At 69.0% G+C, this 16,701-nt stretch carries 14 protein-coding genes; 7 read left to right on the top strand and 7 right to left on the bottom strand.

Translation table 11 applies throughout. From position 1 onward, the window contains the following. Window position 1: 1 nt before the first annotated feature. Window positions 2-1,183, bottom strand: a complete 1,182-nt coding sequence (locus AB0G04_RS16180; protein ID WP_360982660.1) for an acetoin utilization protein AcuC — start codon at window positions 1,181-1,183, stop codon at window positions 2-4. 150 nt (window positions 1,184-1,333) lie between these two features. Between AB0G04_RS16180 and AB0G04_RS16185 the strand changes: the two genes are divergently transcribed. Continuing rightward, a complete protein-coding gene (locus tag AB0G04_RS16185; protein ID WP_360982830.1) occupies window positions 1,334-2,023 on the top strand; it encodes a metal-dependent transcriptional regulator in 690 nt (229 codons plus the stop codon). 61 nt (window positions 2,024-2,084) lie between these two features. Here the strand turns inward: AB0G04_RS16185 and AB0G04_RS16190 are convergent, their stop codons facing one another. Together AB0G04_RS16190 and AB0G04_RS16195 are read right to left on the bottom strand one after the other, a co-directional pair. Further along, window positions 2,085-2,660: a hypothetical protein gene (locus AB0G04_RS16190; protein ID WP_360982662.1), complete on the bottom strand. Its 576-nt coding sequence runs from the start codon at window positions 2,658-2,660 to the stop codon at window positions 2,085-2,087. Between the two features lie 67 nt (window positions 2,661-2,727). Continuing rightward, on the bottom strand, window positions 2,728-2,967 hold the full coding sequence (locus tag AB0G04_RS16195; protein WP_360982665.1) for a DUF5522 domain-containing protein: 240 nt from the start codon (window positions 2,965-2,967) through the stop codon (window positions 2,728-2,730). A 74-nt stretch (window positions 2,968-3,041) separates the two neighbouring features. On the opposite strand from AB0G04_RS16195, the gene AB0G04_RS16200 reads away from it, so the two are divergent. The 6 genes from AB0G04_RS16200 to AB0G04_RS16225 all read left to right on the top strand — a co-directional run bounded on the left by AB0G04_RS16200 (window position 3,042) and on the right by AB0G04_RS16225 (window position 9,242). After that, a complete protein-coding gene (locus tag AB0G04_RS16200) occupies window positions 3,042-3,512 on the top strand; it encodes a hypothetical protein (RefSeq protein WP_360982667.1) in 471 nt (156 codons plus the stop codon). Further along, complete coding sequence (locus AB0G04_RS16205; protein WP_360982669.1) at window positions 3,509-4,423, top strand: alpha/beta hydrolase; 915 nt, start codon at window positions 3,509-3,511, stop codon at window positions 4,421-4,423. The genes AB0G04_RS16200 and AB0G04_RS16205 overlap by 4 nt, the downstream gene beginning before the upstream one ends. An 80-nt stretch (window positions 4,424-4,503) precedes the next feature. Next, window positions 4,504-6,492 (top strand): bifunctional diguanylate cyclase/phosphodiesterase, encoded by a 1,989-nt coding sequence (locus tag AB0G04_RS16210; RefSeq protein WP_360982671.1) that lies wholly within the window; start codon window positions 4,504-4,506, stop codon window positions 6,490-6,492. Window positions 6,493-6,519: 27 nt separating this feature from the next. Then, window positions 6,520-7,506 carry a TRAP transporter substrate-binding protein DctP gene (gene dctP, locus AB0G04_RS16215; protein WP_360982674.1) on the top strand — a complete coding sequence of 329 codons (987 nt, stop codon included), beginning with the start codon at window positions 6,520-6,522 and terminating at the stop codon, window positions 7,504-7,506. Between the two features lie 119 nt (window positions 7,507-7,625). Continuing rightward, window positions 7,626-8,174 (top strand): hypothetical protein, encoded by a 549-nt coding sequence (locus AB0G04_RS16220; protein WP_360982676.1) that lies wholly within the window; start codon window positions 7,626-7,628, stop codon window positions 8,172-8,174. A 69-nt stretch (window positions 8,175-8,243) separates the two neighbouring features. Beyond that, a complete protein-coding gene (locus tag AB0G04_RS16225; RefSeq protein WP_360982678.1) occupies window positions 8,244-9,242 on the top strand; it encodes an SGNH/GDSL hydrolase family protein in 999 nt (332 codons plus the stop codon). Window positions 9,243-9,290: 48 nt separating this feature from the next. Here AB0G04_RS16225 and AB0G04_RS16230 read toward each other — a convergent pair whose 3' ends face one another. The 4 genes from AB0G04_RS16230 to AB0G04_RS16245 all read right to left on the bottom strand — a co-directional run bounded on the left by AB0G04_RS16230 (window position 9,291) and on the right by AB0G04_RS16245 (window position 16,656). After that, window positions 9,291-10,874, bottom strand: coding sequence for a hypothetical protein (locus tag AB0G04_RS16230; protein ID WP_360982680.1), 1,584 nt, complete (start codon window positions 10,872-10,874; stop codon window positions 9,291-9,293). Between the two features lie 406 nt (window positions 10,875-11,280). Further along, on the bottom strand, window positions 11,281-15,279 hold the full coding sequence (locus AB0G04_RS16235) for a hypothetical protein (RefSeq protein ID WP_360982682.1): 3,999 nt from the start codon (window positions 15,277-15,279) through the stop codon (window positions 11,281-11,283). Further along, window positions 15,272-15,703: a DUF6375 family protein gene (locus AB0G04_RS16240; RefSeq protein ID WP_360982684.1), complete on the bottom strand. Its 432-nt coding sequence runs from the start codon at window positions 15,701-15,703 to the stop codon at window positions 15,272-15,274. The genes AB0G04_RS16235 and AB0G04_RS16240 overlap by 8 nt, the downstream gene beginning before the upstream one ends. After that, complete coding sequence (locus AB0G04_RS16245) at window positions 15,700-16,656, bottom strand: radical SAM protein (RefSeq protein WP_360982686.1); 957 nt, start codon at window positions 16,654-16,656, stop codon at window positions 15,700-15,702. The genes AB0G04_RS16240 and AB0G04_RS16245 overlap by 4 nt, the downstream gene beginning before the upstream one ends. Window positions 16,657-16,701 lie beyond the last annotated feature (45 nt).

Consider the following 16,701-nt stretch of genomic DNA (forward strand, 5'->3'; position numbering starts at 1 on the left):
CTCAGTCCCGGGGATCGTGGGGGTCCAGGCCGTACAACGGGAAGACCGCGGTCCGGGTGGCGAGGACGGCCCGGTCCACCGGGTCGTCGGCGGTCCCCGGCCAGCCCTCCGTCGGAGGCTCGGTGCCATCGGTCATCGTCTCCGGAATCGTAGCCCCCGGACGGCGCGACGCGGCCAGCGTGCGCCATCCCTGCGGGATCCGCAGCTCGGGTGCCAGCGGCTCGCCGGTGGCCACCGCGAGCAGGTGCGCCCAGGCTCGGGGAACCACCTCGACCAGCGCGTATCCCCCGCCGCCGGTCGCCACCCAGCGGCCGTCGCAGAGTTCGTCGGCCAGCTGCCGCATGGCGATGTAGCCGGCGCGCTGCCCGTCGACGGAAAGGCGCAGGTCGGCCAGCGGGTCGAGCCGGTGCGCGTCAGCGCCGCACTGACTGATGATGATCTCCGGAGCGAAGGCGCGGACCACCGACGGCACGACCGCGTGGAAGGCCTTCAGCCAGCCGGCGTCGCCGGTGCCCGGCGGCAGCGGCACGTTGACGGCGGTGCCCTCGGCGTCCGGGCCGCCGATCTCGTCGGCGAAGCCGGTGCCCGGGAACAGTGCCAGCGGCGACTCGTGCAGGCTCACGGTGAGCACCCGCGGATCGTTGTAGAACGCCGTCTGCACACCGTCGCCGTGGTGCACGTCGACATCGATGTACGCCACCCGCTGGGCACCCTGCTCCAGCAGCCAGGCGATGGCCACCGCCGGGTCGTTGTAGACGCAGAACCCGGCGGCCCGGGCGGGCATGGCGTGGTGCAGGCCGCCGGCCACGTTGACCGCTCGCCGGGCCGCGCCGTGCCAGACCGCCCGCACGGCGGCGAGGGTGGCGCCGCAGATCCGGGCGGAGGCCTGGTGCATGCCGTCGAAGACCGGGTTGTCCGGTGTGTTCAGTCCCCAGCCGGTGAAGAACGGGTCGATCGGGGCCACCCGGACGGCGTCCAGATAGTCGGCACGATGCACCCGGGTGAGATCGATCTCAGTGGCCTCCACCGGGGTGATCATCTGCACGCCCGGACGGTCGAGGACGCCCAGTTCCCTGGCCAGGGCCATGGTCAGTTCGACCCGCACCGGGTTGAGGGGATGGTCGCCCATGTCATAGTCCAGCAGGGCACTGTCCCAGACCACCGCCGTCGTGTCGTCCGCCATGCCGACATGTTCCCACGCTGTTCCCGTCCCCCGGTCGTGGCGCTGTGCTCTCAGCACACGTGTTCCGCCGTCGGGTAGGGTCGGCAGGCACTTGTCCGGGGCGGAGGTCAACCCACCGCAACGCGGTATTATCGCTGCTGGGAGGGCCACATCGTGAACGACCTCGTCGATACCACCGAGATGTACCTGCGCACCATTCTGGAGCTCGAGGAAGAGGGTGTGCCCGCGCTCCGCGCCAGGATCGCCGAGCGCCTCCACCAGAGCGGCCCCACGGTCAGCCAGACCGTCGCGCGCATGGAGCGCGACGGCCTCCTCACCGTCGAGGGCGACCGCCACCTCGTGCTCACCGACCTCGGCCGCAGCAACGCCGTCGCGGTGATGCGCAAGCATCGTCTCGCCGAGCTGCTGCTGGTCAACGTCATCGGGATGCCCTACGAGGAGGCCCACGAGGAGGCCTGCCGCTGGGAGCACGTGATGAGCGACGCCGTCGAGAAGCGGGTCTACGAGCTGCTCAACAAGCCGACCCGCTCGCCGTACGGCAATCCGATCCCCGGCCTCGAGCAGCTGGGCGCGCCGGACGACACCGCCGAGGTGCTCAGCCGGGGCGAGCGCAATCTGGCCTTCCCCGGTCTCAGCGGCAGCGTGGTCATCCAGCGCATCTGCGAGAGCGTGCAGACCAACTCCGACGTGCTGCGCCAGCTGCACGCGGCCGGCATCAATCCGGGCACCACGGTGACCGTCGCCCAGGAACGCGACGGCGTGACCATCGACGGTTCCGCCGGCGACAAGATCCGGCTCCCCCGCGAGGTGGCCTCCCGGGTGTTCGTGGCGGCCCGTTGAGCCCTGCCCAGCAGTTCGGTCGTACCCAGCGGTTCGGTCGTACCCAACCGTTCGGTCGTGTCTAGCCGTTCGTCGTGCTCAAGCCCTTGGCGAGGCTGAGCAGCTTCGTGTTCATGCTCTTGACGTCGGCCGCCGAGGCGCCCTTCGCGAAGGTGAAACGGACCGTCTGCAGCTGCTTGGCCTCGCTGAGCCAGCCGATCTCCACGGTCGGCCCGTGCTCGGCGGACGCCTTCGTGTTCAGGCGGTAAGCGGCGCGGCCCAGACCGGTCAGCTTCGTCGCCTTCGCCGGCATCCGGGTGTCCAGGAAGACGTCGGCGTTCGCGCTCGTCGTCTCCACAACGGACAGCGAGAGGTCGGGCCATGCCGCGGTCGTCGTCTGCACCACACAGGTCGACGTGTCATCGATCTGATCCGAGGCGGCCACGGCGAACCGGATGCCGATCGTCTCCTCGATGAAGGCGTAATCCCACAGGATGCACGCGCCACCGGCCGACGCGGCCGGCTGCTCGGCCAGTTGATCCGCCGCCGACACCGACGGCACCGGGGTGACGAGAGTGGCGGACTCATCGCCGGAGTCGCTGCAGCCGGCCACGGCTAGCACGACGGCGGCACCGATAGCGGCCAGACGCTTGGGCACTGATGATCCTCCCCGGGGGCGGGCGCACACAACGTACTGGGCGGGCGGCGATCACGGAAGAGGGCGATCAGGGGTCGTGCACGTACGGGCAGTGACGGCATCCGCGTGTGCAGCACGTCTCCCGGGCCGCCAGGAATCCCGCCGTCAGCACGAAGAGACCGGTGCCGGGATCCGGGTAACCGGCCTGCCCGGCCTCGAGCGCGGCGGCGTGGGAGGCGAGGATCTCGGCTCGGTGCGGATGGTCCGGTGCCAGGCGGGACGGGTGCGGCTCGGTCAGCGCTCGCGGCGCCAAGGGGAGTCGCTTCACGGCCCGAACCCTATCCCGGCGGACATCCGGCAACCCGCTTGACACCGACTGTCAAGTAGCGGAACGATGACCGTATGAGCAAGACCGGCGACCTCACCGGGCAACTCCTCCAGCTGCTCGACAACCGTCTGCTCGACCCGCTCGAGATCCTGCTGGAGGACGCCGGGGTCGTCGACGAGGTGCGCGGCCTGGTCCGGCGTCGGGCCGCCGGCTGGGCCCGGATCCTGGAGACCGGCGACGACGACGCGGCGATCCGGATGATCGCCCGCCTGATCGGCACGCTCTACACCGGTGACCAGGCCTTCACACCGCCGGTCGACTGGTGGCGGACCCCGCTCGGCCAGATCGTGGTGCGCCGGGCCGGCCACCCGTTCGCGGTCTCGGTGTCCTACGCGACCGCCGGCGCGATGCTCGGCATCAGCCGGCAGGGCGTGCACGACCTGGTCCGCCGAGGCCGCCTGCCCCGCCACCCGGACGGGGGCGTACCCGTCGACGCCATCCGAGCCCGGCTGCGCAACGCCCCTCCCACTGAGGAGTCCACATGATCAACGACCGTCTCATCGACGCCGGCGGCGTCCAGATCGCCACCCGCGACTTCGGCGGCGACTTCGGGGACGAGCCGCCCCTGCTGCTCCTGCACGGCGCGGGTGCCAACCTCGCGCACATGACCACGCTGGCCAGGGCGCTGCGCCCCCGGCACCGGGTGGTGACCATGGATCTGCGCGGGCACGGCCGCTCCGGCGACGGCCCCTGGACCTGGGACGCCGCACTGGGCGACCTGGCGGCCGTCTGCGTCCAGCTCGAACTGGAACGGCCCGCGGTCGTCGGCCACTCGCTCGGCGGCATGCTGGCCGCCCTCTGGGGCCAGCGGCACCCCGAATCCCCCGGCGTGATCAGCCTGGACGGGAACCCGCCGCCCACGCGGCCCGAGCACCTCCCCGGCCTCGATCCGGAGAAGGCAGCCACCGAACTCGCCCGCCTGCACGCGGTCTTCGACGGCGTCCAGGCCGCCGCGGGACAGGTCATCCCCGCCGACCAGCTGCCCGACCTGGTGGAGCAGCAGCAGATGGCGGCCCGGGACATGGGCGCCAACGAGAAGGTGTGGGTCGAGGGCTTCCGGCGTAACCTCGTCCACCTCGGCGGCGAGACCTCGATCCGCCCGTCGGCGACCCTCACCGCCGAACTGCGCACCGCCATGAACGAGCTCGATCTGACCCCGGTCTACGCCGCCACGACCTGCCCCGAGCTCGTCGTCCTGCCCACCCGTGACCTGCCCCAGCAGGAGCCGTTCGCCGACCTGTACGCCGCCCACCGCCGGTTCCTGGTCGAGCAGGCCGCCGCGATCCCGCACCTGCGCCACCTGTCCCTGGCCGACGCATCCCACGCCATGGTGATCGAGCAGCCGGCCGTGCTGGCCACCGTGATCACCGACTTCCTCGGCGGGCGGAGCCAGTAACCATCGGGCGTCGGCCGGATCACGCCGGGCGGCCCGGGAGAAGGATAAAGTCGCCGCTCGCGGAGCCGAACGTACCTCCCATGACGGTGGATCGTTCGGCGGGCGGATCGAGGCGGCAGCGGTGGAGCCGGCTGCTGGAGAACCGCGCGATGGCGCGGTCGGCCATCGCCGGCACCGCGATGGGCATCGTCATCCTGGCGGCCTCGGCCGTGCTCGCCTCCACCGGCATGGCCGACACGACCGAGAAGGTCCGCCGCGTCCAGACGATCACCCAGAAACTGAACGGGATCTCGGTCCAGATCAACGCCGAGGACGCTGCCCTGCGGGAATACCTGACCACCGGCGGCACCGAGTACCGTCGCGTCCAGCTGACCAGCACGCTGGGCGGGGCGCAGGCACACCTGGACTGGCTCCAGCAGGACAGCTCCGTGGACCGGGCGGAACTGGACGCCATCCGCGGCGCCTACGAGAACTACAACCGGATCGTCTTCGACATCATGGCGCACACCGACCAGGGTGGGGACGTCAAGGGCTACACCGACCTGGCCTCGCTGACGTTCGCGCCGCTGCGCGACAACGTACTCAGCATCGGTGATCATCACCAGCGGCGGCTGACCGAGTACCTGCGCGAGGTGAACCGGCGTGCCGAGATCCTGCACCTGATCGCGGTGGCGACGATCGCGGTCGTCCTTGCGCTGTTCGCGGTCTGTGCGCGGGTGCTCGTCGGCTATCAGCGCCGCGCCGAACAGCAGGCCGCGCGGCGACTGCACGAGGCCACCCACGACCCTCTGACCGGACTCGGCAACCGGGCGATGCTGCACGCCGAGCTCGACGCTGCCGTACGGCACGGGCAGGAGACCGGTCAGCCGTTCAGCCTGCTGCTCATCGACCTCGACCGGTTCAAGGAGATCAACGACACGCTCGGGCACCAGGCCGGTGACGAGCTGCTGGTCGAGGTGGCGCAACGCCTCGACCGGGGCTGCCGGGCCGACGATGTGGTGGTGCGCCTCGGCGGCGACGAGTTCGCGCTGATCCTCCCGACGAAGCCGGACCACCCGGAGGCGATCGAGGCCGGGCACCGCATCCTCGAGGCGCTGCGCCGGCCGATCCGGCTGGGTGACCTGCTGGTCGACATCGACGCGAGCATCGGTGTCGCGTCGTGCCCGCGCGACGGTCACGACGCGGCCGAGTTGCTGCAGCACGCCGACGTCGCCATGTACGCGGCCAAGCGCCGCCACAGCGGAGTGTGCGGCTACGACCCGGCGCTGGACAGTGGTGACGCGAGCCGTTTGACGCTGCAGAGCGAGCTGCGTCAGGGCATCGAACGCGGCGAGCTGGTCGTCTTCTACCAGCCGAAGGTGGATGTGGCCACCCGACGGCCGTGCGGCGCGGAGGCACTGGTGCGCTGGCAGCACCCGAGCCGGGGGCTGCTCGCTCCGGACGCCTTCATCCCGCTGGCCGAGGAGAGCGGCCTGATCGATCTGGTCACCGCCGAGGTGCTCGACCAGGCCCTGGCCCAGATCGGCAGGTGGGCCGACCTTGGTCACGAGCTACCGGTGTCGGTGAACGTCCCGGCCCGGTCGATGACCGACGGCGCGTTCCCCGGCACTGTCGCCGCGGCGCTCGCGCGTCATGGCGTACGCCCGGATCTGTTGACCCTGGAGATCACCGAGAGTGCCGTGATCATCGACCCGCTGCGCGCCGGCGAGGTGCTCAGCACCCTGCGGGAGCAGGGCGTCAACATCTCGATCGACGACTTCGGCACCGGCTACTCCTCGATCGCGCACCTGCGGGACATGCCCCCGCACGAGTTGAAGATCGACCGTAGCTTCGTGATGAAGATGTGCGAGAGCACCCGGGACGAGACCATCGTGCGCGCGGTCGTCGAACTGGCCAAGAACCTGCGTCTGCGGGTCGTCGCCGAGGGCGTCGAGACCGAGTCCGCCCTGCGGACCCTCCACGATCTCGGCTGCCACGAGGCGCAGGGCTACCACATCAGCCGTCCTCTCCCGGCTGCCGAACTCACCGGCTGGCTGGCCGGCTCCGGTCTGGCGATCAGCACGATGTGACATCCGCCGCTGACCTAGATTGAGTACGTGAATCGCCGAGCCCTGATGGCGGCGGTGTGCGCGGCGGGGACCGGGCTCGCCACCGGATGCAGCCGCTCCCCGTCGGCACCGACCGCCCCGCTGGACGTGCTGCTCGGTGAGTCGGTACAGCCGGCGAGCCCTCTGGTCGCCGCGGAGAAGTTCTTCGCCGCCAAGGTTGCCGAGCTCACCGGCGGGCAGTGCCGGGTGACCGTGAAACCCGGCGGCGAGCTGGGCGACGAGCAACGTATGGCCGAGATGCTCCGCACCGGGAAGCTGGCCTTCTGCAAGACGCTGCTCGCGAATCTCACCGCCTACGACAAACGCCTCGCCGTGGCCAGCCTGCCGTACTCGTTCGCCGACCGGGACCAGTGCCTGCAGAGCATGCGCGGGGACTTCGGCCGGCGCTGCTCGGCCATCCTCGCCGAACACGGCCTCGTCACGCTCGGCTTCTTCTACGCCGGCGACCGCAACTTCTACAACCGGGTACGGCCGATCCGCACCCCGGCGGACCTCAAGGGCCTCCGGATACGGGTCCCGCAGAGCATCGTGTCGATCGACATGGTCAACGCGCTCGGGGCCACCGCCGTGCCGCTGGCCACCAACGACGTCGGTTCCGCGCTGAAACAGGGACTGGTCGACGGCGCCGAGAACAGCGTCATCTTCTACATGACCGAGCAGCATCAGGCGTACGCCCCGTATGTCTCGTGGTCCCGCCACCAGCACGGTGTCGACGTGCTGCTCGCCAGCGCGAAGTGGCTGTCGGAGCGGCCGGCCACGATGCGCGACCCGATCATGCAGGCCGGACTCCTCGCCCAGGAGGAGGAGATCCGCCTCTGGGCCAAGGCCACGGAGGAGCAGACCGCCCTCGCCCGGAAGCAGGGCAGCCGGCTCAACGACGTCGACGTGGCGGCCTTCCGGCGAGCGCTGGCGAAAGTGATCAGCAATCACCGCGGCGCCTTCGGGGATCTGGCCGCCCTGCTGCCGGGCGCGTGACAGCACGCCGGACGGCCGTGCCGGTTCGTCCGGGCGGGGGCGGTCACCAAGTCCGGACCGGCCACATCCGACAATGTGCTTCGACGGGGTGTCGGAGACATCTGGAGGAGGAACGCGCGATGGCCAGCCCGGAGGATCTGGAGGCGGAGGCGCGTACGGTGCTCGCGCTGCTGGAGCCGCTCGGGTCACTGACGCCGACCGGCAGTTACGTCTCGGGCCTAATGGTGTGGCGCGACCTGGACGTGATGCTCCACGGTGGCCCCGGCTTCAGCCCGGAGGACGTCGTCGCCCTGCTCGCCAAGGCGGTGACGATTCCCGGGCTGACCGGTTTCGGTTACGCCGACGAACGTGGGGACCGGTCACCGACCGGCAAGCGCCGGGACGAGCGGTATCACCTCACCCTGACCATCGGGGAGTGGCGTGTCGATCTGTCGATCTGGCTGCACGACGATCACGCGAATGTGACCGAATGGCACCGTGAACTCACCGCCCGGCTGACCGACGAGGAGCGCCAGGCCATCCTCGCCATCAAGAACGTCTGGCACCTGCGTCCGGAGTATCCGGACGAGGTCGGTGGCTTCGACATCTACACCGCGGTGCTGGAACACGGCGTCCGGACCGCGGTCGAGTTCGGCGTCTGGTTGCGAACCGAGCGCAACACCCGCTGACCCCCTCATCGCCGGTCCGGACCCGCCGATACCGCAGGCGTAGGCATCGGCACTCCAGGATGGGCACAGATGAGGCGTTCCCGGCTCGGCATGTTCGCGGCTTCGGTCACAGGGCTCCTGTTCTGCACCGGCATGGCAACCTCCGCGTCAGCGCAACCGTCCGCACCCGACCTCACCGGCACCGTGGCGTCCACCACGCTGCGGATCATGCCGCTCGGCGACAGCATCACGGTCGGCGTCGGATCCCCCGGCAAGAACGGCTACCGCGGCGATCTGCAGCGCCGCCTGAGGGACGCCGGCATGCCTGTCGACTTCGTCGGATCGCAGAGCGAGGGCACCGGTGGCGACCTCGACCACGAAGGCCACGGCGGATGGACGATCGAGCAGATCGCCGGCATCGCCGACCAGCGGCTCGCCGAGTACGAGCCCGACGTCGTCCTCCTGCACGCCGGCACCAACAACATCACCCGCTCGGAGAACCCGGAGTCAGCCGCCGCCAAGCTCTCCGGCCTGATCGACGTCGTCCACCGACGAGTGCCGCACGCACACGTCTTCGTGGCGCGGATCGTCGGCACCGCGGTGAAGTCCGAGACCCCGGCCAACAAGGCCTACAACGCGATGATCCCGGACATCGTCCGCGGCAAGGGGCCGAAGGTGCACCTGGTCGACCAGTCGACCGTCACCGGGCTGGACATCTACGACGCGCACCACCCGAACGAGTTCGGGTACCGCAAGATGGCCCACAACTGGTACCAGGCCATGCGCACCACACTGCACCCGGAGTGGCCCGGGACCGGGAACCCGTACAAGGCCCGGCAGGCTCACCTGTGCCACGCCAAGAGCCGTACCGAACGGGACTGCCGCGCCTGGCATCTGCGCCGGGTCATCGTGTCTCGCGAGGGTGACCGGGCGATCACCGCCGAACGCTGGCAGACGCGGCGTGTGGTCACCGAATCGGTCCGGATCTGGGAGCCGGGCCACTACGAGAGCCGCCGCAGCGGCCGCACCTGGGTGCCCGGCCGGCATGTGATCAAGACCCGTCAGGTCACCCGCTGGTCCAGCACCTGATCGACGTCGGCAATGCCCCGGTCGTCCTCCGGCCGGGGCATTCGCCGTTCAGGCGGTCGCTATATGCGTTCGCCGTTCCGCTCCAAGCAGCCCTGCCATCCGGACGCGGAGACGGGTGCGGTCGCCGGGATCCATCCGGGGAGACAGCTGGAGCAGCGTGTCCAGCAGACGGTCCCGGAGGATGTCGTCCGTTTCGGCACCGGCCCATTCGAGCAGCGCCTCGGCCCCACGCCATGGCTCCTCCAGCGCGACGACCCCGGCGACGGCCTTCGCGGTCAGCACACTCCGCAGATCGCCCGTCGCCGCCCGAGCGAGTGCGACCAGCATGACCACCCTGTCCACCGGACCGGCGGTCGCCGGCGGCAGCCGGGTCGCCGCCACCGTCAACTGGTCCTGGTCGAGATGGGGTGCCAGCGCGGTGACCAGGTCGGCACACCGGCGGGCGTCGGGAAGTGACCGTACCGCCCGCAGCGCCTCGTCTCGTTGCTCCCGATCGAGCTTCGGTGCGAGGGCGATCAGACCCTGAACGTCACCGGCCGGCAAGGTCAGCGCCAGCGGTATCAGTGCGGCGTACTGCTCCTCCCGCAACCGCCCCACCAGCTTCGGCAGCCGGTCCACCAGGCCCCGGGCGAGGATGATCTCGACACAGCGGTCCTGGACGGCACCGCGTCGGCCAGCGGACAGGTGATCCAGGCATTCGGCAGCGGCCACCAACCAGGCATCGCCGTCGTCCTCGACGGTCCGCAGCGCCTGCTCCAGCCGTTCGTCATCGAGGTATCGAGCCACGTCGACCGGCAGGCCCGGGCCGGCGCGCGTCAACAGGACGCCCTGGTCGGCAGGATCGAGAATCGCGGCGAGCCGGGGCAGCATGTTCATGATGAGGCCGTGGTGCACCTCGCGCAGCGCCGCCCGTACCACCGTGGTCCGTTCCTCCTCCGACAGCCCGGCCGAGGTCGCGACCGCCGTCAGCACCGCACCACGGGCGTCCCCGGCCGGCAGTCGTTCCGCGTCGGCGAGGAGATGCCGTGCCTCTGCAGCGGTGGCGTGCGGTGCCCAGCGGACCAGCACGGCGGCCCGGAACCGTCCGTCGGCGATCTCCAGTACCGCCCGCCAGGCGCGTTCGCGAACCCCGGACGGCAGGAACTCAGCAAGCCCGGCGACGGCACTGGCCGCCTCGCGCTGATCGGCGTCGGCGAGGATGAGGTCCGCCAGCCGGGTGACCTGCTGCGGTGACATGAGCGGTAGCAGGTCGCGGAAGCCGGTCGCCGCATGCCAGGCCGGCTCGGTCTCGTCGAGGATCTGATCGAGGACGGCAGGTCGTTCCTCCGGCGCCAGATTCGGCACCAGAGCCCTGAACAGACTGGTTCGCCAGCCGTCGTCCGGCATGTTCCGGGCGATCTCCAGCACCTCGCCCGCCCGTTCGGGGTCCAGAAAGTCCACCAGTTCCCGGAGCACCCGGACGCGCTGCGGATGGGTCGCGGCCTCCGTCCCCAGTGTCCACACCCGTTCGAGCTGGGATCGGTCCAGGTGGGGAAGCAGTTCCGTCGCGGCGTACGGCCGGTCGGCCGGTTCCTCCGCCAGCGCGGAGTCCAGCAAGGAATCGATGGTCACCACGAGGGATTCGATCGGCACGACCGCCATGATGCCGTAGAGACGGAAAGTCCCCCGGACCGTCACGGTCCGGGGGACGTTCTGTCGATCAGGTTAGGGGTGGAGATGACTTATTCCATCGTCCGCTATTCCTCAGCCTCTGGACTGCTTTCCCGTGTCCTCTCGCTCTTTCAGCCTGACGACGGGCACAAGCAGCGCCGACACCCGGATGACATCGGCGCTGCCCACGTCTACTTCATGTGAAGCCGTCCGTCCTAGCTGTTCGCAGGTGTGGGCAATCGATCCGCCTGAACGATCGTCACGGGCCGTCGCGGTGGATACGTTCCTACTTGATCTTGCGGTGCGGCACCGCCGCAATGGCCTGACGAAGGTTTGAGGTCAGCGGCGTAGCCCAGGTTGGATAACAGCACCGGCGGGGCGTTTCGCGCTACGAAAGGTCAACATTCCGGACCTCGCGCCACACCTGCTTGTTGGACTCCCAAGTCTCTGCAAGCCATGAGGGGCGCTGGGACGGGAACGGGCGGGGAAGCCGCTCACCCCACCACAGCAGGACCAGATGCCGTCCCTGGGCATACTGCTGAATCACATCGCGCCGCAGGTACAGCAGGTGGCCGGTCATCCGTGGTGGAGGACCATACGAGAGGCTCGCGGGTAGACCGGACTGATCGAATTGGTGGAACACTTGCGGCCCGGCGCACAGCCCCATCGCCTTCGACAGCGACTTCGACGGGACGAGAACGGTTCCGATGCCGGTGTCGGACGGCTCATAGCCCTCCCAGGTCACACGGTGGGCGAGTACCTCCACCTCGACCTCAGTGCCGTCGAGATTCATCAGCCTGCCGTACGGGTTGCCCGGCCACACCTCGTGAGCGTTGCGCGCGAATTCGGGATGCCACGGAATCTCTCCCGCGAACGTGTAGTAGTCCTGCGGCGGCTCCGGGAACCAATGGCGTCCGGGGTAGCCCGTCTCAGCGACTGCTCTGGTGATTGTTTCGGCGTCTGTCTCGTTCGCTAGCAGCGCGAACAGCATGCCCCAGACCCGCCGGCCGGGTGCCTGGGTGCTGGTTTCGAGATGTCCGCCGACGGCGATCCACGGCCCATCATGCTCACCGAGGCGGGGGACTTCGATAAGTTCCGAGGCTAGGTCGACGGCGCCGGAGACCACCCAGTCCTCGACGCGCGGTGGGGTGGTCCGCGCCCAGTCCGACACCGTCACCGGCAGGGGCGGCAGACGGTCGGGAAACGACGGATCGACTGGCAGGTCGGAGATTCGTTCCTGGTCGGGGGAGCGTTCTCCGCTGGATTCCAACCGCCCGGCGATGGCGTAGAAGCCGATCCAGCTGTACTTCTTCCCGTAGCGCTCGACGTTGCCGTTGCCTGTGGACCGTGGAGTGTAGGCGAGATTCTCAATCTTTTGGTCGATGGGGCCGAACGTGTTCTCCCGCCAGCCCAGCATCCAGATGGCGCCCCGGATGTCAGCGAGCAACTGCAGGTAGCGAGGATGGTCGCGGTCGTAGTTAGCGCGGTCCTCGAGCAGGCCGCCGATGGTGTAGTTCTGGAAGTCGAGGTGCAGAGCCTCGCCCACCTCGTCGCTGCGTGGGTCGTCGGCCGGCAGCGGCTCGGCGGCGACGGGATCGCCGAATACGGCTTCCTCCGGTGCCGGGATGTCCTCGGGCAGGGCGTCCGTCCGGAACTGGTGCGCGAAGTAGAGGATCCCTCGGACGTAGAGCCTGATGAGCCAGTCATCGGTAGGCCGGGTCGCGGCGGGTCCGAGCAGGGCGTCGCGCAGGCCGGCGAGCAGTAGAGGAAATGCCGTGAGAGCGCCGGCGTTGCGCTGGTGCGCGAGCACCACGCCATAGGCCGCCGCGACGGTGCCCTGACCGATGTACGGGTCGTTGAGTTCCAACGCTTCGAGAGCGAGTTCAAACAGCTTGTCCGGGTCGCGCCGGCCGAACCAGTACAGCGTCCGGATGGCCTGTTCCCGCACCGTCCGAACGGTGCTGGTCAACAGCCACATCACCCACCGAGCGCGCAGCTGATCCCGTGGGTCGGTCGCGTCGGGCGTGGCCCAGCGCTGCTGCAGATCGCGCAGATCGCGGGCCAAGTCCTGCCATCGTGGTCGGGCCCATTCCGTCCACACGAGGTCTCGTTCGGCCAGTTCCATCGCGCTCAGCGTGTCGTGCAGGAATGCCGCGTTGAGCGGGTGGGACAGGGCACCGCGTAGCAGTTGCAGGCGAGGAAACAACTGGCTCTCGTCGACGCTGGGGTCGCGCAGCAGATTGCCCATGGCGTCGACAGTGGCCGCGTCGAGGTAGCGGGCTTCGAGCGCTGTGGCAAGGAGGAGTCCACGGTTGCGCAGTGCTTGCGGGACCAGGGTCCACAGCTGCTGTTGACGTCGTCGTGGGAGGAGGCCAGCGAGGGCGGCGACGATGTCCTCGGCCAGGGGGTGCGCCTGGGCGTGGCCAGTGGTTAGCGCGTCGATGGTGGACGGGTCTTCGAGCCATTGCTCAACGGCTTGACGGTGTCGTGTCGCGATCAGCGCGTCCGCGATGATGTGCCCGGCGAGGGCGTCGAAGCTGATGATCATGCCGAACCTGCCAGGCCGGCTGCGTATCGGCGTGCGCAGGAGAATGCCTTCCTGCTCCAGCAGGCCGACCATGCTGGTGTCCCAGTGCGGATCGTGGTCGATCAGCTGGCGGAGCCGTTCGAACTCGATGCCGTGGGCGCGGCGATCCCACAGCAGATCGCCGATCTTCTCCAGGGCTGTGCGGACCTCGGGAGGGTAGATCCGGCGGTGTGTGGGAGCCAGCTGGGAGATGCGCTCGGCCGTTTGTTCCAGGTAACGGTCGAAGACGGCGGTGAGCGATCCGGGCATGGCCTCCGGACCGACCATCTTGCGCCGGTCGGGATTGGTCACCTCGCAGAACAGGCGCAGTGTCAGCGGGTCGTCGAGGATCCATTCCTGCAGGTCAGCGTCGGTCGCGTCGATCCGGTAGTAGGTGAAGTAGCGGTCGAGCGCCGCCTGGCGGTCGATGCCGAAACCGTCGATCACTAGTTGCCGCGCTCCGGCGGGCAGGCACTCGGCGACGAACCGCTTACGGAGCGTCACGATCAGCAGCACGTGCGGGTAGCGGGTCAGGAGGGGTTCGACGGCGTCGAGCAGGGGCTTCCAGCTGCGGGGGTCTTCCGCCTCGTTCAGCCCGTCGATCACCAGCGGCAGGCGTCGCTCGGCGCGTTCGCCAGCGGCGTCGAGCGCGGCCAGGAGAGCCTCCATCGTCAGAACGGGCCGGCCGTTGATGGACAGCGTCTGCGCGAGATCGTCGAGGGTGTCCCGCGCCCCCAGTTGGCGACCATGCAGGAAAATGCCTGCGGGGCGGTCACTGCCGTCGGCGGTGAGCTGGGCGGCGAGGTGCGTCTTGCCGTTGCCCGCGTCGGCGACGACTGCGACCAAGCGGACATCAAGATGGTCCTCGATCGCTGCGACGAGGTCGTGTGCGTTGTTCAGGTCATCTACCGCGTTCGTCGCCGGCAGCGCCACTGGGCTGCGGGCGTTGCGCAGCTTACGCAGCAGGACACGATGCTGCGTGCTTACCCGGGGTGTGGTGGCGTAGCGGCTGCGCAGTGCCTGCCAGTCCGCCCGTTCGAGATCGGCGGCGATCGCGAGGCATTGGGCACGGCCGGTGGCGAGCGTCGCGACGAGCTCGCCTGTCTCGTCACGCAGAGCGGCGGGTACGCCGGTCGATAGTCCGGCGGTCACCTCAACACCCGCGATCTCGAGCGCCGATGCGGCGGCGTCGAGCTGCTGGCGGGCACCGAGATCGCCGAGCATCCGTTGGATGGACCGTTCGGCGTTGACTGGTTGGTGAGCATCGGGCACCCAACGGAAACGTACCGAGGAGACGCTTCGGTCGTGCAGCTGTCGCAGGGTTTCCGGAGTCAGGACGAGTTCACCGAAGTACGTCTCCCGGTACAGCTGCCCTGGACCGGCCAGATGCTCCTCGACGTTCGCGCTGGTCCACAGGGTCAGCCGCATATTGCCGGCGATCGGCTTCAGCGCGTAGAACCACTCCTGATCCCCTTTGGTGAGGGGATTACGTGTCCACAGCACCCAGTCGGTCAGACCCGGCAGATCCTGAACCGTGTCCTGGATGGCCTTCTCGATCTTCTTTCGCCGGGTGCTGCCGATCGCCCGTCCAGGCGGCAGTTCGTACCATCGGCACTGCCAGCCGAACCATCGAGCCGCCTCGCCGAGTGCACAATCCTTGTCAAGCTTGAGGTGGAACTCGATGCCGGCCTGATTCGCGGTGGCCTTGAAGTCGCCGTACCCGCCGTAGTGGCGGTGCATCAGATGCCGGCAAAGCATTTCGAAGTTGTAGGTGGCGGCGCCCGGTAACTGCGCGAACGCCTCCCAGTTGACGCTACCCATTGCGTCGCAACCCGTCGTCGTCGAGGCGCTTTCCCTCCTCCGGGAAATCGTGGGCGGAGAACATCTCGATGCGGGCACCCTTGGTGAGGAAAATCTTGATGTAGGCCTGGACTTCCGTCTCGTCCGTACGGATCACCACCGCGTCGCCACGCGCCGCGACGTTGGCGCCGTACGCCAGTTGTTCGAGTTCGGCCGGGCCGAGATTATGGATCTCGAGTGCCTGGAGCAGGGCGAGCATCGAGTCGCTGAAGCGGGACGGCGGCTGACCGTACTCGATCTTCCCGGCGTCGAGGTCGTCCTGGACGCCGGCGGCCAGCCGGTCGATGAGTTCCTTCACAGCGTCAGCCTCGCCCGCGGAGGCGAACTTGCCCACCATGACGAGGTTCATCGAGTGTTCGGAGCCGTAACCCCACCAAATCCTCACAGGGTGGCTCCGGCGGCCTGCAGGACCGACAGCGCGGCCATGACTCCGTCCTTTCCGATCGGCAACCCGCCGGCATGGTATGAGGTTCTCTTCAGAACGCCGTCGGCGGTGATATGAGCGTAGGCCTCGAGCGGCTGCTCGCCTGGGACCGGCGCGATCGCCGGCAGCCCTTCGATGCCGGTTGCGCCGAGGGTGACCGCCAGCGGTCCCCGATAGCGGTGCAGCCACGACCGCATTTCCGACAGTGCGACGTCGTCGATGCCGTGCCGGCGCGCTGTGGGCTGCTGGGGAAGAAGTAAGAGTTCGCGCGCACCGGCCCGCGCCGCCACGTCGGCGACCTGGCCGAGTTCGCGTACGGTCCACTCGTTGACTACGACATTGATGCCGAACGGCGCCACGTCTCGGACAACCGCGAGGCGGTCGAGCAGCGCGCCGAACGACCTTCCCCGTAACCGCTCGTAGGTCTGCCCGACGCCGTCCATGCTGATCCGGATGAAATGCACCGCGCCGGCGAGCTGGGAACAGAGCGAGGCCGTGAGATGGTGACCGTGTGTGGTGAAGGTGACGGCGAGACCCGTCTGTGCTGCGACGAGCTGGCACAGCTCGGGAAAGCCGGCGAGCAGTGTCGGCTCGCCCCCACCGAACCCGACCCCGAAACAGCCGTGCGCGTCAAGTTCCTTCGCCCACGACACCACGATGGCAGAGTCGTGGCGGCCGGGCGTCTTCGGCGCGTAGCAGTAGGAACAGCGCAGGTCGCAGGCGTTGGTCAGGGCTACCGACACCTGCCGTGGCGCGAGAGGAGCGGGTTCGTCGGCCCTCGGCTGGTCGATGAACAGATTCATCCCGGTCCGGCGATCGAACAGATGCGTCCCGAGCGCTGTACGGCGAGTCTTGATCCCGGCCGGCACGCCAGCCGGTCCGGCCGGGGCACTCTGCTCGGATTCTGCTGCCACCCACCGCATCCCTTCGGAGTCACTTCGGTCCTGACGTTATCCGAA

Source organism: Actinoplanes sp. NPDC023801 (assembly GCF_040639655.1).
In the GTDB taxonomy this organism is placed as follows: Bacteria; Actinomycetota; Actinomycetes; order Mycobacteriales; family Micromonosporaceae; genus Actinoplanes.